The sequence below is a fragment of the Kluyvera sp. 142486 genome (assembly GCF_046569695.1).
In the GTDB taxonomy this organism is placed as follows: Bacteria; Pseudomonadota; Gammaproteobacteria; order Enterobacterales; family Enterobacteriaceae; genus Kluyvera.
In genome coordinates this window covers 217,695-236,012 of record NZ_JBKHUI010000004.1, presented here as the reverse complement: position 1 = coordinate 236,012, position 18,318 = coordinate 217,695, and the positions used below count along the sequence as shown (strand labels likewise).

The window sequence follows — 18,318 nt, the reverse complement described above, 5'->3', positions numbered from 1 at the left end:
CCGAATGAAGTGACGCCGGGAAGCTCCCGAGTTCCAGACAACAACTCAACAACATTTTATAGGATGGATAGAACACATGAACTTACATGAATATCAGGCAAAACAACTCTTTGCCCGCTATGGCTTACCGGCTCCGGTGGGTTATGCCTGTACTACTCCGCGTGAAGCAGAAGAAGCCGCTTCAAAAATCGGCGCTGGCCCGTGGGTAGTAAAATGTCAGGTTCACGCTGGTGGCCGCGGTAAAGCGGGCGGTGTGAAGGTCGTAAACTCTAAAGAAGATATTCGCGCTTTTGCAGAGCATTGGCTGGGCAAACGCCTGGTAACCTACCAGACGGATGCACACGGCCAGCCGGTTAACCAGATTCTGGTTGAAGCCGCGACCGACATCGGTAAAGAACTGTACCTGGGCGCGGTTGTTGACCGTAGCTCCCGTCGCGTGGTCTTCATGGCCTCTACCGAAGGCGGCGTAGAAATTGAAAAAGTGGCGGAAGAAACCCCGCACCTGATCCACAAAGTAGCGCTGGATCCGCTGGCAGGCCCAATGCCTTACCAGGGTCGTGAACTGGCGTTCAAACTGGGCCTGGAAGGTAAACAGGTTCAGCAGTTCACCAAGATCTTCATGGGGCTGGCGACCATTTTCCTCGAGCGCGATCTGGCGCTTATCGAAATCAACCCGCTGGTGGTAACCAAGCAGGGCGACCTGATCTGCCTCGACGGCAAACTGGGCGCTGACGGCAACGCACTGTTCCGCCAGGCTGATCTGCGCGAAATGCGCGACCAGTCTCAGGAAGACCCGCGTGAAGCGCAGGCTGCACAGTGGGAACTGAACTACGTTGCGCTTGATGGCAACATCGGTTGCATGGTTAACGGTGCGGGCCTGGCTATGGGCACCATGGACATCGTTAAACTGCACGGCGGCGAACCAGCGAACTTCCTGGACGTTGGCGGCGGCGCAACCAAAGAGCGCGTGACCGAAGCGTTCAAAATCATCCTCTCTGATGACAATGTTAAAGCCGTTCTGGTTAATATCTTCGGCGGTATCGTACGTTGCGACCTGATCGCTGACGGTATCATCGGCGCGGTAGCAGAAGTGGGCGTTAACGTCCCGGTTGTTGTTCGTCTGGAAGGCAACAACGCCGAACTCGGCGCGAAGAAACTGGCTGACAGCGGCCTGAATATTATTGCAGCGAAAAGTCTGACGGACGCAGCACAGCAGGTTGTTGCCGCAGTGGAGGGGAAATAATGTCCATTTTAATCGATAAAAATACCAAGGTTATCTGCCAGGGCTTCACCGGTAGCCAGGGTTCTTTCCACTCCGAACAAGCGATTGCTTACGGCACGCAGATGGTTGGCGGCGTAACCCCAGGCAAAGGCGGCACTACTCACCTGGGCCTGCCAGTGTTCAACACCGTGCGTGAAGCGGTAGAAGCGACCGGCGCGACCGCCACCGTTATCTACGTTCCAGCACCGTTCTGCAAAGACTCCATCCTGGAAGCTATCGATGCAGGCATCAAACTGATCATCACCATCACCGAAGGTATCCCTACGCTGGATATGCTGACCGTGAAGGTGAAACTGGATGAAGCCGGCGTGCGCATGATTGGCCCGAACTGTCCAGGCGTTATCACCCCAGGCGAATGCAAAATCGGCATCATGCCGGGTCACATTCACAAACCAGGCAAAGTGGGTATCGTCTCCCGTTCCGGCACCCTGACTTACGAAGCGGTTAAGCAGACTACTGACTACGGTTTCGGCCAGTCCACCTGTGTGGGCATCGGCGGTGACCCAATCCCAGGCTCTAACTTCATCGACATCCTGAAGCTGTTCCAGGAAGACCCGCAGACTGAAGCGATCGTCATGATCGGTGAAATCGGCGGAAGCGCAGAAGAAGAAGCCGCTGCTTACATCAAAGATCATGTGACCAAGCCAGTTGTTGGCTACATCGCAGGCGTTACCGCGCCAAAAGGCAAGCGTATGGGCCACGCAGGCGCCATCATTGCCGGTGGTAAAGGTACCGCTGATGAGAAATTTGCTGCCCTGGAAGCCGCTGGCGTGAAGACCGTTCGCAGTCTGGCTGACATCGGTGAAGCGCTGAAGTCCGTCATTAAGTAATCCTCTCTGCTCCCTCACTGAATTCCCGTTGCATACAGGGAAAGAGGGAGCCTTATATGTCTTGTTTCGACATGGTTGGCCGCCCCTGGGTGGCCTTTTTTTTGCGTTTTTTTCCTTACTGAGCGTTGCGGCATCGCGCATGCACCCACCATCGGCTTCTTTGCCTGTTTTTTACGCAAAAAATAGCAAAACAAAATCATTCGACGGCAGGAGAAAACCGCATTGATAGGACTGGTTGTTAATTTATTAATATTTAAAGTAAATGAAATGTTATTTCCATCAGGTGGCAATGTGCGAGGTGGAAAAAAATGACGGACGGTCTACTTTAAACTATACGGGGGGTTTATAGGTTTTCGTGCGTGGTAAGGTTAAATTCAATTACCTCTCAGCTCAATCTCACTTCATTTGATAACCATCAAGGTCAAATTAAAAACACATTGTTAACATTTCGTTCATCATAATATTCAATTAAAAACATAATTAACAATCTCACGTTAAGTTGATTTAAATCAATATGTAATCACTGGCTATAAGCGACTAAAACGGCTAAATTGTCGTGGATCAAACTGGCTGGATATTGCTTGATTCGCTATAAATTGATCACCGTCGAAAAACGTAAAACTTCTCCAATAAAAACCTGTTTATTGTAAGGGTTTTACAGCGTAATATATTTTAGGGATCAATTGAGTTTTTTATTAACACGTTTGTAACTTTCACTTATCGCTGTTTCCGGTGCTCACCAAGGGGCGGCTGTAGGGAAGGGGACAAATCAATTTGTATTGGGGCATGTGTTTGAATCCCGGTCTACGGGTTCATTCTCGGAGTCTTCATGCGATGAGCAAGGAGTCATGATGTTAGATATAGTCGAACTGTCGCGCTTACAGTTTGCCTTGACCGCGATGTACCACTTCCTGTTTGTTCCGCTAACGCTCGGTATGGCGTTCCTGCTGGCAATCATGGAAACGGTCTACGTCCTTTCCGGCAAACAGATTTATAAAGATATGACCAAGTTCTGGGGCAAGTTGTTTGGTATCAACTTTGCGCTGGGTGTGGCTACCGGTCTGACCATGGAGTTCCAGTTCGGGACTAACTGGTCGTACTATTCCCACTACGTGGGCGATATCTTCGGTGCGCCGCTGGCCATCGAAGGTCTGATGGCCTTCTTCCTCGAATCTACCTTTGTAGGTCTGTTCTTCTTCGGTTGGGATCGTCTGGGTAAAGTCCAGCACATGGCGGTGACCTGGCTGGTAGCCCTGGGCTCCAACCTGTCTGCGCTGTGGATCCTCGTCGCGAACGGCTGGATGCAGAACCCGATTGCATCTGATTTCAACTTCGAAACCATGCGTATGGAAATGGTCAGCTTCTCCGAGCTGGTCCTGAACCCTGTCGCGCAGGTGAAATTCGTCCATACCGTGGCATCTGGTTACGTCTGTGGCGCGATGTTCGTTCTCGGTATCAGCTCCTACTATATGCTGCGCGGCCGTGACTTCGCCTTCGCTAAGCGTTCCTTCGCCATTGCAGCCAGCTTCGGCATGGCGGCTATCCTCTCCGTTATTGTTCTGGGTGATGAATCCGGTTACGAAATGGGTGACGTACAGAAAACCAAACTGGCTGCTATTGAAGCCGAGTGGGAAACGCAGCCAGCACCGGCTGCCTTTACCCTGTTTGGTATTCCTGACCAGGATGCGCAGGAAAACCACTTCGCCATTCAAATTCCTTACGCGCTGGGCATCATCGCGACCCGTTCTGTTGATAAGCAGGTTACCGGTCTGAAAGATCTGATGGTGCAGCACGAAGAGCGTATCCGTAACGGTATGAAGGCGTATGCACTGCTTGAGCAACTGCGTAGCGGCTCTACCGACCAGGCCATTCGCGATGAGTTCAACCATGTGAAGAAAGACCTGGGTTACGGCCTGCTGCTGAAGCGCTATACGCCGAACGTGTCTGATGCGACCGAAGCGCAGATCCAGATGGCAACCAAAGATTCTATCCCACGCGTGGCGCCGCTGTACTTTGCCTTCCGTATCATGGTGGGCTGCGGCATCTTGATGCTGCTGATTATTGCGGCCTCCTTCTGGACGGTCATTCGTAACAAGATTGGCGAGAAAAAATGGCTGCTGCGCACCGCGCTGTATGCGATTCCGCTGCCGTGGATTGCTATCGAATCCGGCTGGTTTGTGGCGGAATACGGCCGTCAACCGTGGGCGATTGGTGAGGTGCTGCCGACGGCAGTGGCTAACTCCAGCCTGACCGCGGGCGACCTGATCTTCTCGATGGTGCTGATTTGCGGCCTGTACACCCTGTTCCTCGTGGCGGAGCTGTACTTGATGTTCAAATTCGCTCGCCGTGGACCTAGCAGCCTGAAAACCGGTCGTTACCACTATGAGCAGCCTACCGCTCAGCCGGCACGCTAAGACAGGAGTCGTCAAATGATCGATTATGAAGTATTGCGTTTTATCTGGTGGCTACTGATTGGCATTCTGCTGATTGGTTTTGCCGTCGCCGATGGCTTCGACATGGGGGTGGGCATGCTCACCCGCTTCCTCGGTCGTAACGACACCGAACGTCGAATCATGATTAACTCCATCGCTCCGCACTGGGACGGTAACCAGGTGTGGCTCATCACTGCCGGTGGCGCGCTGTTCGCCGCATGGCCGATGGTGTATGCCGCTGCCTTCTCCGGCTTCTACGTGGCGATGATTCTGGTGCTGGCGTCCTTGTTCTTCCGTCCGGTCGGTTTTGACTACCGCTCTAAGATTGAAGACACCCGCTGGCGCAACATGTGGGACTGGGGCATTTTCATCGGTAGCTTCGTGCCGCCGCTGGTGATTGGCGTTGCGTTCGGTAACCTGCTGCAGGGTGTACCGTTCCACGTTGATGAATATATGCGTCTGTACTACACCGGTAACTTCTTCCAGCTGCTGAACCCGTTTGGTCTGCTGGCGGGTATTGTTAGCGTCGCGATGATCCTGACGCAGGGCGCAACTTACCTGCAGATGCGTACCGTGGGCGAGCTGCACCTGCGCACTCGCACCGTCTCTATGGTGACGGCGCTGGTGACCCTGGTGTGCTTTGCACTGGCAGGCGTCTGGGTTTACTACGGCATTGATGGTTATGTGGTGAAATCGGTTCTGGATCACTCTGGCCCGTCTAATCCACTGACCAAAGAAGTAGCGCGTGAAGCCGGTGCATGGATGGTGAACTTCAACAACATGCCAGCGCTGTGGGCGATCCCTGCTCTGGGCGTGGTGCTGCCGCTGCTGACTATCCTGACCACCAAGGCGGATAAAGGGGCATGGGCGTTCCTGTTCTCCTCACTGACGCTGGCGTGCATCATCCTGACCGCTGGTATTGCGATGTTCCCGTTCATTATGCCTTCCAGCACAATGATGAACGCGAGCCTGACCATGTGGGATGCGACGTCTAGCCAGATGACGCTGAACCTTATGACCTACGTAGCCGCTGTCTTCGTACCGATTATTCTGGCCTACACCACCTGGTGTTACTGGAAAATGTTCGGTCGCATCACCAAAGAAGACATCGAACGTAACACCCACTCTCTGTACTAAGTAAGGAGCTGAATATGTGGTATTTCGCATGGATTTTGGGAACGCTTCTTGCCTGTGCATTCGGCGTGATCACCGCGCTGGCGTTAGAGCACGTCGAAGCGACCAAAGCGGGTGAAGAAAAGCACTGATGAAAAATGTTATCGCAATGTTGTACGCGATAATGGATAAGCGCCCCTTGCGGGCGCTTTCCCTTGTAATGGCCCTGCTGCTGGCAGGCTGCATCTTCTGGGACCCGACGCGTTTTGCGGCGAAGACCAGTGAACTGGAAATCTGGCATGGTTTTCTGTTGATGTGGTCAGTGTGCGCGGGGGTGATCCACGGCGTAGGCTTCCGTCTGCGTACGGTTCACTGGCAGGGGATTTTTTGTCCGCTTATCGCCGATCTGGTACTGCTGGCTGGTTTGATTTTCTTCTTCTATCGTTGAAAATTATCGCCTGATGATAATGGGCTTGCACAAGCCCATAAAAATTTACTCTCCGTTTACTTCCCCCCATTCCAAACCATCTTTCCCGCGCGTATAGTAGCGAAGTTCAAAAACCCAAAAATTTTTTGTATTACTGGGATGTAAAGTGAATACAACGCTGTTTCGATGGCCGGTTCGGGTCTACTACGAAGATACCGACGCCGGTGGTGTGGTTTACCACGCCAGCTATGTCGCTTTCTATGAAAGAGCACGCACAGAGATGCTGCGTCACCATCACTTCAGCCAGCAGGTGCTGTTGGCTGAGCGGGTGGCCTTTGTTGTGCGTAAAATGACGCTGGAGTATTTTGCAGCTGCCCGACTCGACGATATGCTCGAAGTCCAGACAGAAATTACATCAATGCGTGGTACCTCCATGGTATTCACGCAGCGAATTGTCAACGCTGAGAATAAGGTGCTGAACGAAGCAGAAGTCCTGATTGTCTGTGTTGATCCACTCATCATGAAGCCTCGTGCGCTTCCCAAGTCTATTGTCGCGGAGTTTAAGCAGTGACTGACATGAACATCCTTGATTTGTTCCTGAAGGCTAGCCTTCTGGTTAAACTTATCATGTTGATTTTGATTGGTTTTTCAATCGCCTCCTGGGCCATCATCATCCAGAGAACGCGCATCCTCAACGCGGCAAGCCGCGAAGCTGAAGCGTTTGAAGATAAGTTCTGGTCCGGTATCGAGCTGTCTCGCCTGTATCAGGAGAGCCAGGGGCGCCGCGAAAACCTCGCAGGATCGGAGCAGATCTTCTACAGCGGCTTTAAAGAGTTCGCACGCCTGCATCGTGCCAATAGCCATGCGCCGGAAGCGATTGTGGAAGGGGCCTCGCGCGCGATGCGTATCTCCATGAACCGCGAACTGGAAACGCTGGAAACGCACATTCCGTTCCTTGGCACCGTGGGTTCCATCAGTCCTTATATCGGCCTGTTTGGTACCGTATGGGGGATTATGCACGCCTTTATCGCGCTGGGCGCGGTGAAACAGGCTACGCTGCAGATGGTTGCACCAGGGATCGCGGAAGCGCTGATCGCCACCGCGATTGGTCTGTTTGCGGCAATTCCAGCGGTTATGGCGTACAACCGCCTGAACCAACGCGTGAATAAACTGGAACTGAACTACGACAACTTTATGGAAGAGTTCACCGCCATTCTGCACCGTCAGGCTTTTACCGTCAGCGAGAGCAACAAGGGGTAAGCCATGGCCAGAGCACGTGGACGCGGGCGTCGCGAACTGAAGTCCGAAATTAACATCGTTCCGCTGCTGGATGTGTTGTTGGTACTGCTGCTGATCTTTATGGCGACAGCGCCGATCATTACGCAGAGCGTGGAAGTGGATCTTCCTGATGCAACTGAATCGCAGGCGGTGAGCAGTAACGATGAACCGCCGGTTATCGTTGAAGTGTCCGGTGTCGGACAGTACAGCGTGAACGTCGGTCAGGAGAAGATGCCGCAACTGCCACCTGAACAGGTTGTTGCAGAAGCGCAGCGCCGGTTAGAGGCGAATCCGAAAACGGTCTTCTTAATTGGGGGCGCGAAAGACGTGCCTTACGATGAAATAATTAAAGCGCTTAACCTGTTACACAGCGCCGGGGTGAAATCGGTCGGGTTAATGACTCAGCCAATTTAACCTGCGATATGCCGCGCAAACGCGCAGGGTGACAGGCCGCCTCCGGCCTGTTACGCGCGTTGCTAAGTAACGGGTGAACAGTTTTTGGGAACCGAGAGTGTCAAAGGCAACCGAACAAAACGACAAGCTTAAACGAGCGATAATTATTTCAGCAGTGCTGCACGTCATTCTATTTGCGGCGCTGATCTGGAGCTCGTTCGATGAGCATATAGAGGCTTCTGCGGGCGGCGGTGGCGGTTCGTCCATCGACGCCGTCATGGTCGATCCCGGCGCGGTCGTTGAGAACTATAATCGTCAACAGCAGCAGCAATCCAGCTCGAAACGTGCGCAAGAGCAACGTGAAAAGCAGGCTCAGCAGCAGGCTGAAGAGTTACGTGAAAAACAGGCTGCCGAACAGGAACGTTTAAAAGCGCTGGAAAAAGAGCGTTTACAGGCTCAGGAAGCGGCCAAAGAAGCACAACAGCAGCAGAAGCAGGCTGAAGAGGCTGCAGCGAAAGCCGCGGCCGATGCAAAAGCGAAGGCAGATGCCCAGGCGAAAGCCGCCGCTGATGCGGCGGTGAAAGCGGCCGCTGATGCTAAAGCAAAAGCGGATGCTCAGGCAAAAGTGGCAGCGGAAGCTGCGAAAAAAGCCGCTGCCGATGCGCAGAAAAAAGCAGAAGCGGAAGCGGCGAAAGCTGCAGCCGATGCTAAAAAGGTCGCCGAAGCTGCCGCCGCGAAAGCGGCTGCGGATGCCGAGAAGAAAGCGGCAGCTGAAGCCGCGAAGAAAGCAGCTGCTGAAAAAGCTGCGGAAGAGAAAGCCGCCGCAGCCGCCGAGAAGGCTGCTGCTGCCGCTGAAAAAGCTGCTGCTGATAAGGCCGCCGCTGCTGCTAAAGCGGCTGCAGATAAGAAAGCTGCCGCTGCTGAAAAAGCCGCGGCGGACAAGAAAGCTGCAGCTGATAAAGCAGCAGCCGCGAAGAAAGCTGCCGCTGAGAAAGCCGCTGCTTCTTCCGGCGTTGACGACCTGCTGGGCGACCTCAGTTCTGGTAAGAATGCACCGAAAACCGGCGGCGGAGCGAAAGGTAACAATGCTTCCGCAGCAGGGAGTGGTAATACTAAAAATAATGGCGCGTCAGGCGCGGATATCAGCAACTATGCTGGGCAGATTAAATCTGCTATTGAGAGCAAGTTCTACGACGCTTCGTCCTATGCAGGCAAAACCTGTACGTTGCGTATAAAACTCGCCTCTGACGGCCTGTTGCTGGACATTCAGTCTGAGGGTGGCGATCCCGCACTTTGTCAGGCCGCACTTGCTGCAGCCCGTCAGGCGAAGATTCCAAAACCACCGAGCCAGGCAGTATATGAAGTGTTTAAAAATGCACCGCTGGACTTCAAGCCGTAAGCATAATTTTCCCCGCTCCGGCGGGGGAAAAGTATCTTCGGACGCCGGTGGGTTTTGGTAGTTTTGTGTATTTTAGTTTGTTAACATTCTGCTAAATTATCGTGGGCTTTCCGCCTGGATAAGGGAGAAATGATGAAGCAGGCATTACGAGTTGCGTTTGGTTTTCTGATGCTGTGGGCAGCCGTGCTGCACGCAGAAGTACGTATCGAGATCACCCAGGGGGTGGACTCGGCACGCCCAATTGGCGTTGTTCCTTTCCAGTGGGCGGGGCCAGGTGCTGCGCCTGAAGATATCGGCGGCATTGTGGGCGCCGACCTGCGTAACAGCGGGAAATTTAACCCATTAGATCGTTCACGTCTGCCACAGCAGCCGGGCAGCGCTCAGGAAGTTCAGCCAGCCGCATGGTCTGCGCTGGGCATTGATGCCGTTGTTGTGGGCCAGGTAAGCCCTAACGCTGACGGCAGCTATAATGTCTCTTATCAGCTGGTGGATACCGGCGGTGCCCCAGGTACCGTGCTGGCACAGAACACCTATAAAGTTAACAAGCAGTGGCTGCGCTATGCCGGTCATACTGCCAGTGACGAAGTGTTCGAGAAGCTGACGGGCATCAAAGGCGCTTTCCGTACCCGTATCGCTTACGTTGTTCAGACCAACGGCGGTCAGTTCCCGTATGAGCTGCGCGTTTCTGACTACGACGGCTACAACCAGTTCGTGGTTCACCGTTCTCCGCAGCCGCTGATGTCTCCAGCATGGTCTCCAGACGGTTCTAAAGTGGCTTACGTGACATTCGAAAGCGGTCGCTCAGCGCTGGTGGTGCAGACCCTGGCTAACGGCGCGGTGCGTCAGATTGCCTCGTTCCCGCAGCACAACGGTGCGCCAGCGTTCTCGCCTGATGGTTCTAAACTGGCGTTCGCACTGTCGAAAACCGGTAGCCTGAACCTGTACGTGATGGACCTGGGCTCTGGCCAGATTCGTCAAGTGACCAACGGTCGCAGCAACAACACCGAACCAACCTGGTTCCCGGACAGCCAGAACCTGGCCTTCACCTCTGACCTGGCAGGTCGTCCGCAGGTGTATAAAGTTAACGTCAACGGCGGTGCTCCGCAGCGTATTACCTGGGAAGGTTCACAGAACCAGGATGCTGATGTCAGCAGCGACGGCAAGTTTATGGTAATGGTCAGCTCGGCTAACGGCCAGCAGCACATTGCTAAGCAGGATCTGGTAGCGGGTGGCGTACAAGTACTGTCGTCAACGTTCCTGGACGAAACGCCAAGTCTGGCACCTAACGGCACTATGGTTATCTACAGCTCTTCTCAGGGGATGGGATCCGTGCTGAATCTGGTTTCTACAGATGGGCGTTTCAAAGCGCGTCTTCCGGCAACTGATGGACAGGTCAAATTCCCTGCCTGGTCGCCGTATCTGTAATAATAATTAATTGATTACTAAAGGAATCATAGAAATGCAACTGAACAAAGTGCTGAAAGGGCTGATGATCGCTCTGCCTGTTATGGCAATCGCGGCATGTTCTTCTAACAAGAACGCTAGCAATGACCAGAGCGGCGAAGGCATGCTGGGTGCCGGCACTGGTATGGATGCGAACGGTAGCGGCAACATGTCTTCTGAAGAGCAAGCTCGCCTTCAGATGCAGCAGCTGCAGCAGAACAACATCGTTTACTTCGATCTGGACAAGTACGATATCCGTTCTGACTTCGCTGCGATGCTGGATGCTCACGCTAACTTCCTGCGTAGCAACCCATCTTACAAAGTCACCGTAGAAGGTCACGCGGACGAACGTGGTACTCCTGAGTACAACATCTCCCTGGGTGAACGTCGTGCAAACGCTGTTAAAATGTACCTGCAGGGTAAAGGCGTTTCTGCTGACCAGATCTCCATCGTTTCTTACGGTAAAGAAAAACCTGCAGTACTGGGTCACGACGAAGCGGCTTACTCCAAAAACCGTCGTGCCGTACTGGTTTACTAAGAGAATTGCATGAGCAGTAACTTCAGACATCACATGTTGAGTCTGTCGTTACTGGTTGGCATAGCGGCCCCTTGGGCCGCTTTTGCTCAGGCGCCAATCAGTAGTGTCGGCTCAGGCTCGGTCGAAGACCGTGTCACCCAACTCGAGCGTATTTCTAACGCTCACAGTCAGCTTTTAACCCAACTCCAGCAGCAACTCTCCGATAATCAGACTGATATTGACGCTCTCCGCGGACAGATCCAGGAAAGTCAGTACCAGCTGAATCAGGTCGTCGATCGTCAAAAGCAGATTATGCTGCAGATTGACAGCCTGAACGGCGGCGGCAGTGCGGCTCCAGCAACGGGCGACCAGAGCGGTGCAGCGCCTGCAGCGGCGGCTCCAGCAGCATCTGCGGGCGGTAATGCCCCTGCAGCAGCTTCTGGTGTGCCGGTACAGACGGGTGATGCCAATACCGATTACAACGCGGCTATCGCCCTGGTGAAGGATAACGCTCGCCAGGATGATGCCATTGCTGCGTTTCAGAACTTCGTCAAAAAATACCCTGATTCAACCTATCAGCCGAACGCAAATTATTGGCTGGGCCAGTTGAATTACAACAAGGGTAAAAAAGATGATGCGGCGTACTATTTTGCGTCGGTGGTGAAAAACTATCCGAAGTCGCCAAAGGCGGCAGACGCCATGTTTAAGGTCGGGGTCATCATGCAGGACAAGGGTGATACTGCAAAAGCGAAAGCGGTATACCAGCAGGTTGTCAGCAAATACCCTGGCACTGACGGTGCAAAGCAGGCGCAAAAACGTCTTAGTGGGCTGTAATGCGCGAAGTAAGACCAGAAATTGTTTTATTTCTGGTCTTGCCGCATGAAACATAAGCAGTTAAGTGATCTTTGTCGAAATATTTGTTGCGCTGAATTCTGAATTCAGTAATATATGCCGCCGTTGCCAAGGGATATCAAACATCCTGAAAGTGGCGAAAAAAGTGGGTCGTTAGCTCAGTTGGTAGAGCAGTTGACTTTTAATCAATTGGTCGCAGGTTCGAATCCTGCACGACCCACCACTTAAAGCAGTATCCAGCGTAGTATCGGGTGATTAGCTCAGCTGGGAGAGCACCTCCCTTACAAGGAGGGGGTCGGCGGTTCGATCCCGTCATCACCCACCACCGGGGCGTTAGCTCAGTTGGTAGAGCAGTTGACTTTTAATCAATTGGTCGCAGGTTCGAATCCTGCACGCCCCACCATCATTTATGGTGGGCACGGTGAAAGCAGTAGGTAGTATCCAGCGCAGTATCGGGTGATTAGCTCAGCTGGGAGAGCACCTCCCTTACAAGGAGGGGGTCGGCGGTTCGATCCCGTCATCACCCACCACTCGGGGCGTTAGCTCAGTTGGTAGAGCAGTTGACTTTTAATCAATTGGTCGCAGGTTCGAATCCTGCACGCCCCACCATCTTAATGGTGGTCTCGAGTAAAAAATCTTTCAGGCGGCACCCTAATGGGGCGTTAGCTCAGTTGGTAGAGCAGTTGACTTTTAATCAATTGGTCGCAGGTTCGAATCCTGCACGCCCCACCATCCTGAAAAGATTTACGCAGTAACCCTTACCCAAGGGGTCGTTAGCTCAGTTGGTAGAGCAGTTGACTTTTAATCAATTGGTCGCAGGTTCGAATCCTGCACGACCCACCAATGTAAAAAAGCGCCCTAAAGGCGCTTTTTTGCTATCTACGATTTGATACCTGTCTTAATTTAAATTTTAGCGTCGCTGATGCTCGGTCGGGCTACGGTTGCGTTTGTCTGTAGCCCGGCCGAGGTGCAACTTACCGACTCCGGGGAAGGGCGCAAAATTCACCACGACTTTTCTCATGGAATCGGCTATCTTGTTTAGCATATAAAACATATTGCCGTGGTAACGGCGAATCTTCGCCGAATAACCGTTTATTTCGTTAAGCCAGTAAAACGAGAAGCATGATGAGCGTGATGTTTGACCCAGAAGCCGCAATTTATCCGTTCCCGACGAAGCCTGTTCCGTTAAGTTTCGATGAGAAGCAATTTTATCGCGAGAAAATCAAGCGGTTGCTTAAAGAACGTGATGCCGTCATGGTGGCACACTACTACACCGATCCCGAAATCCAACAACTGGCGGAAGAGACCGGCGGCTGTATTTCTGATTCATTGGAGATGGCGCGCTTCGGGGCAAAACACCCGGCCTCAACGCTTCTGGTGGCAGGCGTCCGTTTTATGGGCGAAACCGCAAAAATTCTCAGCCCGGAAAAAACGGTTCTGATGCCGACGCTGAATGCTGAATGTTCGCTCGACCTGGGCTGTCCTATTGACGAGTTCAATGCTTTCTGCGATGCCCATCCTGACCGCACCGTGGTGGTCTATGCCAACACCTCGGCGGCGGTGAAAGCACGTGCTGACTGGGTGGTGACCTCAAGTATCGCCGTTGAGCTTATCGAACACCTCGATAGCCTGGGTGAGAAAATTATCTGGGCACCTGATCGCCATCTGGGCCGTTACGTGCAAAAACAGACTGGTGCAGACGTGCTGTGCTGGCAGGGGGCGTGTATCGTCCATGACGAGTTTAAAACCCAGGCGTTGAGCCGTATGAAATCGCTGTATCCGCAGGCAGCGGTGCTGGTACATCCGGAGTCCCCGCAGGCGATTGTTGATATGGCCGATGCCGTCGGTTCGACCAGCCAGTTGATTAATGCCGCCAAAACGCTGCCGCACCAGCAGCTTATCGTGGCAACCGATCGCGGTATCTTCTACAAAATGCAGCAGGCCGTGCCGGATAAAGAGCTGTTCGAAGCGCCAACCGCCGGTGAAGGGGCAACCTGCCGCACCTGTGCACACTGCCCGTGGATGGCGATGAACGGCCTGAAGGCCATTGCTGAAGGTCTGGAGAACGGCGGCCATGCCCATGAGATCCACGTCGATGAACAACTGCGTCAGGGCGCACTGGTTCCGCTGAACCGGATGCTGGATTTTGCGGCTACACTACGAGGGTAAACCTCTAACGCGCTGGAGTTAAAATGGATTTCTTTAGTACGCAAAACATTCTGGTTCATATACCGCTGGGCGCGGGAGGCTACGACCTCTCGTGGATAGAAGCGGTAGGGACGGTTGCCGGGCTGCTCTGTATCTGGTTGGCAAGCCTTGAAAAGATCGTGAACTACCTGTTTGGCCTGATCAACGTCACGCTGTTTGCGATCATCTTTTTCCAGATTCAGCTCTACGCTAGTCTGCTGTTGCAGCTGTTCTTTTTTGCGGCCAACCTTTACGGCTGGTACGCGTGGTCGCGTCAGACCAGCCAGAATGAAGCTGAGCTACAAATCCGCTGGCTGCCATTGCCGAAGGCTCTGGGCTGGCTGGCAGCGTGCGTAGTCGCGATTGCGCTGATGACGCTCTACATTGACCCCGTTTTCGCCGTGCTCACGCGGGTTGCGGTTAACGTGATGCAGGGAATGGGCATGAATGTGGTGATGCCAACGCTGCAGCCGGATGCGTTCCCGTTCTGGGACTCCAGCATGATGGTGCTGTCGATTGCCGCGATGGTGCTGATGACCCGCAAATACGTCGAGAACTGGCTGCTGTGGGTGATCATTAACGTTATCAGCGTGGCGATTTTTGCCTTGCAAGGGGTTTACGCTATGGCGCTGGAATATCTGATCCTGACCTTCATCGCGCTCAACGGCAGCCGGATGTGGATGAATAGCGCACGTGAACGGGGTTCTCGCGCGCTGTCCCATTAATGGTGGTAATGATGCCCGTGTTCGGAATGCGCCTCGTTAAGGTGGCATTCCGGGCCGCTACAGGGCTGGTATTCCATCTGCACCGTTGCATGATCGATTTGATAGTGCTCTTCGAGAAAATGATGAATACGATCCAGCAGTGCATCATGATCGTGTGGCGGTACCACCTGAACGTGTAGCGTCATCAGCGGTTTTTCACCGACCAGCCAGACGTGTACATGGTGCACGTCGCGCACTTCAGGCAGTGAACGGCGCATATTACGCTTTAACGCCGCCACGTCGATTGACTGCGGCGCCCCCTCCAGCAGTTCGTTCATACTCTCTTTCAGCAACGACCAGGCGCTACGTAGTACCAGGCAGGAGACCAGCACCGAGAGAATCGGATCGATGGGCGTCCAGCCGGTGGTCATGATAACCACTGCCGCCACAATCGCACCCACTGAACCCAGTAAATCCCCCATCACATGCAGCGCCGCTGCGCGCACGTTCAGGTTTTTCTCTTCGCTACCGCGATGCAAAATCCAGAAGGCCAGAATATTTGCCAGCAGGCCTGCGACCGCAATGACCATCATGGTGACGCCTGCTACCGGTTGCGGATGATAGAAGCGCTGCACGGCCTCCCAGACAATCAGGATGATGATAAACAGCAGGGCGATGGCGTTGACGAAGGCGGCGAGGGTGGTGAGACGCAGCCAGCCGAAGGTGTGACGCCCGCTCGGTGGCCGGCTGGCAAAGCGCACTGCCAGCAGCGCGAACAATAACGCGGCTGAATCGGTCAGCATATGCCCGGCATCGGCGAGCAGCGCCAGCGACCCGGAGACAATCCCGCCAATCGCCTCGACGACCATAAAACCAGCGGTTACCCCAAAAGCCAGCAATAAACGATGGGCGTTGCCATCATTCTGCGTACTGTGCGAGTGTGAATCATGCCTATGCGCCATGACGCTCATCCTTCCCTATTTGAGTGTGACTATCTGACATCATTGCAGATCTTTTCTTTTTCCGCACAGAAATACGCAACGAAATCCCACGGGCAAAAATAGCGTCTGATGCGATATGTGATATTGAAATATATTGTTTTTAAATTAATTTGCAGTTTATTAATTTGATAATTGCCGTTGAAACGCCTATTAGGTGCTATTAAATTCTAAATTGTAGGGTTTTTTTAGTTATTATCCGGCTAAAGTGTAAAAGCCAGTTTACACTTTTTGGCTGACGATATAGATTGAAGGGATTGCACTCAATTGTATAAGTATGGCAACACTGGAACAGTCATGAATTATCAGAACGACGATTTACGCATTAAAGAGATCAACGAGTTATTACCTCCTGTAGCACTCCTTGAAAAATTCCCAGCCACTGAAAATGCCGCCAATACGGTGTCTCATGCCCGTAAGGCGATCCATCAGATCCTGAAAGGGGATGACGATCGTCTACTGGTCGTGATTGGTCCTTGCTCGATTCACGATCCGGCTGCTGCCAAAGAGTATGCACAGCGCCTGCTGAAAATTCGTGAGGAACTGCAGGGCGAGCTGGAAATCGTCATGCGCGTCTATTTTGAAAAGCCGCGGACCACCGTTGGCTGGAAAGGGCTGATTAACGATCCGCATATGGATAACAGCTTCCAGATTAACGACGGCCTGCGTATCGCACGTAAGCTGCTGCTCGATATTAACGACAGCGGCCTGCCAGCGGCGGGCGAGTTCCTGGATATGATCACCCCGCAGTACCTGGCAGATCTCATGAGCTGGGGCGCGATCGGTGCGCGTACCACCGAATCTCAGGTTCACCGCGAGCTGGCGTCTGGTCTGTCTTGCCCGGTTGGTTTCAAAAACGGTACCGATGGCACCATTAAAGTGGCCATTGATGCCATCAATGCTGCCGGTGCGCCGCACTGTTTCCTGTCCGTGACCAAATGGGGCCACTCAGCGATTGTGAACACCAGCGGTAACGGCGATTGCCATATCATCCTGCGCGGCGGTAAAGAGCCAAACTATAGCGCCTCCCACGTGGCCGCGGTGAAAGAGGGTCTGGCGAAAGCAGGTCTGCCGGCGCAAATCATGATTGATTTCAGCCACGCTAACTCCAGCAAGCAGTTCAAAAAGCAGATGGAAGTTGGCACTGATGTTTGCAACCAGATTGCCAACGGCGAGAAAGCCATTATGGGCGTGATGATTGAAAGCCACCTGGTGGAAGGTAATCAGAACCCGGACAGCGGCGAACCGCTGGTGTATGGCAAGAGCATCACCGATGCCTGCATTAACTGGGAAGATACCGATACTGTCCTGCGCCAGTTAGCGAACGCGGTTAAGGCACGCCGCGGTTAATTTGTTCCCCGGGGTCGGTGCTACGCATCTCGCTCGGGCTACGTTTAGAAAGTAGCCCGGCCAAGCGAAGCGCCGCCGGGAATGCAGCAGAAATAAAAAAAGCGTGGAATATTCCACGCTTTTTTTTTACCGGTCAGCGAAATTATTTCGCTTTACCCTGGTTTGCTACCGCCGCCGCTTTTGCAGCGATTTCGTCAGCGTTACCCAGGTAGTAATGTTTGATTGGCTTGAAGTTCTCGTCGAACTCATAAACCAGCGGTACGCCGGTTGGGATGTTCAGTTCGAGGATCTCGTCTTCGCCCATGTTGTCCAGGTATTTCACCAGCGCACGCAGAGAGTTACCGTGAGCCGCGATGATCACGCGCTCACCGCTTTTCAGGCGTGGCAGAATGGTTTCATTCCAGTATGGGACAACGCGTTCGATGGTCAGCGCCAGGCTTTCGGTGGTTGGCAGCTCTTTATCGGTCAGCTTCGCGTAGCGCGGGTCGTGGCCCGGATAGCGCTCGTCATCTTTGGTCAGCTCTGGTGGGGTTACCGCGAAGCCGCGACGCCACTGTTTAACCTGCTCGTCACCGTATTTTTCAGCGGTTTCCGCTTTGTTCAGACCCTGCAGCGCACCGTAGTGACGCTCGTTCAGCTTCCAGGATTTCTCAACCGGCAGCCAGGCCTGATCCAGTTCATCCAGCACGTTCCACAGAGTGTGGATGGCACGTTTCAGCACGGAGGTATAAGCAAAATCAAAGCTGAAGCCTTCAGCCTTCAGCAGTTTACCTGCCGCTTTTGCTTCGCTAACGCCTTTCTCAGACAGATCAACGTCGTACCAACCGGTGAAGCGGTTTTCGTTGTTCCACTGACTTTCACCGTGACGAACCAGTACCAGCTTAGTTACAGCCATACTCTCACTCCTCAAGCTTTATTGAATGATAACAATTCTCATTATATTGCCGCGATAGGCTCGACGGCAACGCTTATGCATAACCATAGCGAAAATAGTGTCCCAGTGTAAGGTGCATGTGAACCAGGCGTTATGATTTTGTCTTTGCGTGACGTAATTTTCAGCGATATGGCTAAAACTTCGACGAGGTAGAGAAAGGGAGTCGCCCGGTTGCGCGA

Annotated in this window: 18 protein-coding genes and 7 tRNA genes; 23 read left to right on the top strand and 2 right to left on the bottom strand. The window is 53.2% G+C overall.

Going from position 1 to position 18,318, the window contains the following annotated elements; genetic code table 11:
* Positions 1 to 76 precede the first annotated feature (76 nt).
* The 22 genes from sucC (at position 77) to pnuC (ending at position 14,878) form a co-directional block, all read left to right on the top strand.
* Entirely contained in the window at positions 77 to 1,243 is a 1,167-nt protein-coding gene (sucC, locus tag ACLGE8_RS06875) for an ADP-forming succinate--CoA ligase subunit beta (RefSeq protein WP_003022927.1), read from the top strand.
* Positions 1,243 to 2,112, top strand: coding sequence for a succinate--CoA ligase subunit alpha (gene sucD / locus ACLGE8_RS06870; protein ID WP_035892726.1), 870 nt, complete (start codon positions 1,243 to 1,245; stop codon positions 2,110 to 2,112). Before sucC ends, sucD begins: the two co-directional genes overlap by 1 nt.
* 851 nt (positions 2,113 to 2,963) lie before the next feature.
* The gene (cydA, locus tag ACLGE8_RS06865) at positions 2,964 to 4,526 is read left to right on the top strand and encodes a cytochrome ubiquinol oxidase subunit I (protein WP_410997542.1); all 1,563 of its coding nucleotides are present in this window, start codon (positions 2,964 to 2,966) and stop codon (positions 4,524 to 4,526) included.
* A 15-nt stretch (positions 4,527 to 4,541) separates the two neighbouring features.
* A complete protein-coding gene (cydB, locus tag ACLGE8_RS06860) occupies positions 4,542 to 5,681 on the top strand; it encodes a cytochrome d ubiquinol oxidase subunit II (protein WP_410997419.1) in 1,140 nt (379 codons plus the stop codon).
* Positions 5,682 to 5,695: 14 nt separating this feature from the next.
* On the top strand, positions 5,696 to 5,809 hold the full coding sequence (gene cydX / locus ACLGE8_RS06855; protein WP_003858598.1) for a cytochrome bd-I oxidase subunit CydX: 114 nt from the start codon (positions 5,696 to 5,698) through the stop codon (positions 5,807 to 5,809).
* Positions 5,809 to 6,105, top strand: coding sequence for a cyd operon protein YbgE (ybgE, locus tag ACLGE8_RS06850; RefSeq protein WP_035892729.1), 297 nt, complete (start codon positions 5,809 to 5,811; stop codon positions 6,103 to 6,105). The genes cydX and ybgE overlap by 1 nt, the downstream gene beginning before the upstream one ends.
* Before the next feature lie 145 nt (positions 6,106 to 6,250).
* The gene (gene ybgC, locus ACLGE8_RS06845; protein ID WP_035892730.1) at positions 6,251 to 6,655 is read left to right on the top strand and encodes a tol-pal system-associated acyl-CoA thioesterase; all 405 of its coding nucleotides are present in this window, start codon (positions 6,251 to 6,253) and stop codon (positions 6,653 to 6,655) included.
* Positions 6,652 to 7,344 (top strand): Tol-Pal system protein TolQ, encoded by a 693-nt coding sequence (gene tolQ, locus ACLGE8_RS06840; protein WP_185669329.1) that lies wholly within the window; start codon positions 6,652 to 6,654, stop codon positions 7,342 to 7,344. The genes ybgC and tolQ overlap by 4 nt, the downstream gene beginning before the upstream one ends.
* 3 nt (positions 7,345 to 7,347) lie before the next feature.
* Positions 7,348 to 7,776 (top strand): colicin uptake protein TolR, encoded by a 429-nt coding sequence (tolR, locus tag ACLGE8_RS06835; protein ID WP_234503530.1) that lies wholly within the window; start codon positions 7,348 to 7,350, stop codon positions 7,774 to 7,776.
* Positions 7,777 to 7,873: 97 nt separating this feature from the next.
* Positions 7,874 to 9,154: a cell envelope integrity protein TolA gene (gene tolA / locus ACLGE8_RS06830; RefSeq protein WP_410997415.1), complete on the top strand. Its 1,281-nt coding sequence runs from the start codon at positions 7,874 to 7,876 to the stop codon at positions 9,152 to 9,154.
* A 132-nt stretch (positions 9,155 to 9,286) separates the two neighbouring features.
* Positions 9,287 to 10,579 (top strand): Tol-Pal system beta propeller repeat protein TolB, encoded by a 1,293-nt coding sequence (tolB, locus tag ACLGE8_RS06825; protein ID WP_410997540.1) that lies wholly within the window; start codon positions 9,287 to 9,289, stop codon positions 10,577 to 10,579.
* 34 nt (positions 10,580 to 10,613) lie between these two features.
* On the top strand, positions 10,614 to 11,135 hold the full coding sequence (pal, locus tag ACLGE8_RS06820) for a peptidoglycan-associated lipoprotein Pal (protein ID WP_185669327.1): 522 nt from the start codon (positions 10,614 to 10,616) through the stop codon (positions 11,133 to 11,135).
* A 9-nt stretch (positions 11,136 to 11,144) separates the two neighbouring features.
* On the top strand, positions 11,145 to 11,948 hold the full coding sequence (gene cpoB, locus ACLGE8_RS06815; RefSeq protein WP_333495007.1) for a cell division protein CpoB: 804 nt from the start codon (positions 11,145 to 11,147) through the stop codon (positions 11,946 to 11,948).
* A gap of 165 nt (positions 11,949 to 12,113) precedes the next feature.
* A tRNA-Lys gene (locus tag ACLGE8_RS06810) sits at positions 12,114 to 12,189 on the top strand.
* Positions 12,190 to 12,215: 26 nt separating this feature from the next.
* Positions 12,216 to 12,291 (top strand) — tRNA-Val (locus ACLGE8_RS06805).
* Between the two features lie 2 nt (positions 12,292 to 12,293).
* A tRNA-Lys gene (locus ACLGE8_RS06800) sits at positions 12,294 to 12,369 on the top strand.
* A gap of 51 nt (positions 12,370 to 12,420) precedes the next feature.
* Positions 12,421 to 12,496: transfer RNA gene (locus ACLGE8_RS06795), tRNA-Val, on the top strand.
* A 3-nt stretch (positions 12,497 to 12,499) separates the two neighbouring features.
* A tRNA-Lys gene (locus ACLGE8_RS06790) sits at positions 12,500 to 12,575 on the top strand.
* 47 nt (positions 12,576 to 12,622) lie between these two features.
* Positions 12,623 to 12,698, top strand: a tRNA-Lys gene (locus tag ACLGE8_RS06785).
* A 35-nt stretch (positions 12,699 to 12,733) separates the two neighbouring features.
* Positions 12,734 to 12,809: transfer RNA gene (locus tag ACLGE8_RS06780), tRNA-Lys, on the top strand.
* 282 nt (positions 12,810 to 13,091) lie between these two features.
* Positions 13,092 to 14,135, top strand: coding sequence for a quinolinate synthase NadA (gene nadA, locus ACLGE8_RS06775; protein ID WP_410997538.1), 1,044 nt, complete (start codon positions 13,092 to 13,094; stop codon positions 14,133 to 14,135).
* Between the two features lie 23 nt (positions 14,136 to 14,158).
* Positions 14,159 to 14,878 (top strand): nicotinamide riboside transporter PnuC, encoded by a 720-nt coding sequence (gene pnuC / locus ACLGE8_RS06770; protein WP_410997413.1) that lies wholly within the window; start codon positions 14,159 to 14,161, stop codon positions 14,876 to 14,878.
* Here pnuC and zitB read toward each other — a convergent pair.
* The gene (gene zitB, locus ACLGE8_RS06765; protein ID WP_410997411.1) at positions 14,875 to 15,819 is read right to left on the bottom strand and encodes a CDF family zinc transporter ZitB; all 945 of its coding nucleotides are present in this window, start codon (positions 15,817 to 15,819) and stop codon (positions 14,875 to 14,877) included. The genes pnuC and zitB overlap by 4 nt on opposite strands.
* 333 nt (positions 15,820 to 16,152) lie before the next feature.
* Between zitB and aroG the strand changes: the two genes are divergently transcribed.
* Entirely contained in the window at positions 16,153 to 17,205 is a 1,053-nt protein-coding gene (aroG, locus tag ACLGE8_RS06760) for a 3-deoxy-7-phosphoheptulonate synthase AroG (protein WP_410997410.1), read from the top strand.
* 142 nt (positions 17,206 to 17,347) lie between these two features.
* On the opposite strand, the gene gpmA is transcribed toward aroG, so the two are convergent.
* A complete protein-coding gene (gene gpmA / locus ACLGE8_RS06755) occupies positions 17,348 to 18,100 on the bottom strand; it encodes a 2,3-diphosphoglycerate-dependent phosphoglycerate mutase (RefSeq protein WP_035892201.1) in 753 nt (250 codons plus the stop codon).
* Positions 18,101 to 18,318 lie beyond the last annotated feature (218 nt).

What these genes read in the sequence shown, in the direction of transcription:
- nadA (WP_410997538.1), top strand. Translation starts at nt 13,092, where the DNA reads ATGAGCGTGATGTTTGACCCAGAAGCCGCAATTTATCCGTTCCCGACG.
- cydB (WP_410997419.1), top strand. Translation starts at nt 4,542, where the DNA reads ATGATCGATTATGAAGTATTGCGTTTTATCTGGTGGCTACTGATTGGC.
- pal (WP_185669327.1), top strand. Translation starts at nt 10,614, where the DNA reads ATGCAACTGAACAAAGTGCTGAAAGGGCTGATGATCGCTCTGCCTGTT.
- tolB (WP_410997540.1), top strand. Translation starts at nt 9,287, where the DNA reads ATGAAGCAGGCATTACGAGTTGCGTTTGGTTTTCTGATGCTGTGGGCA.
- cydA (WP_410997542.1), top strand. Translation starts at nt 2,964, where the DNA reads ATGTTAGATATAGTCGAACTGTCGCGCTTACAGTTTGCCTTGACCGCG.
- sucD (WP_035892726.1), top strand. Translation starts at nt 1,243, where the DNA reads ATGTCCATTTTAATCGATAAAAATACCAAGGTTATCTGCCAGGGCTTC.
- zitB (WP_410997411.1), bottom strand. Translation starts at nt 15,819, where the DNA reads ATGGCGCATAGGCATGATTCACACTCGCACAGTACGCAGAATGATGGC.
- pnuC (WP_410997413.1), top strand. Translation starts at nt 14,159, where the DNA reads ATGGATTTCTTTAGTACGCAAAACATTCTGGTTCATATACCGCTGGGC.
- gpmA (WP_035892201.1), bottom strand. Translation starts at nt 18,100, where the DNA reads ATGGCTGTAACTAAGCTGGTACTGGTTCGTCACGGTGAAAGTCAGTGG.
- tolR (WP_234503530.1), top strand. Translation starts at nt 7,348, where the DNA reads ATGGCCAGAGCACGTGGACGCGGGCGTCGCGAACTGAAGTCCGAAATT.
- sucC (WP_003022927.1), top strand. Translation starts at nt 77, where the DNA reads ATGAACTTACATGAATATCAGGCAAAACAACTCTTTGCCCGCTATGGC.
- ybgE (WP_035892729.1), top strand. Translation starts at nt 5,809, where the DNA reads ATGAAAAATGTTATCGCAATGTTGTACGCGATAATGGATAAGCGCCCC.
- aroG (WP_410997410.1), top strand. Translation starts at nt 16,153, where the DNA reads ATGAATTATCAGAACGACGATTTACGCATTAAAGAGATCAACGAGTTA.
- cpoB (WP_333495007.1), top strand. Translation starts at nt 11,145, where the DNA reads ATGAGCAGTAACTTCAGACATCACATGTTGAGTCTGTCGTTACTGGTT.
- cydX (WP_003858598.1), top strand. Translation starts at nt 5,696, where the DNA reads ATGTGGTATTTCGCATGGATTTTGGGAACGCTTCTTGCCTGTGCATTC.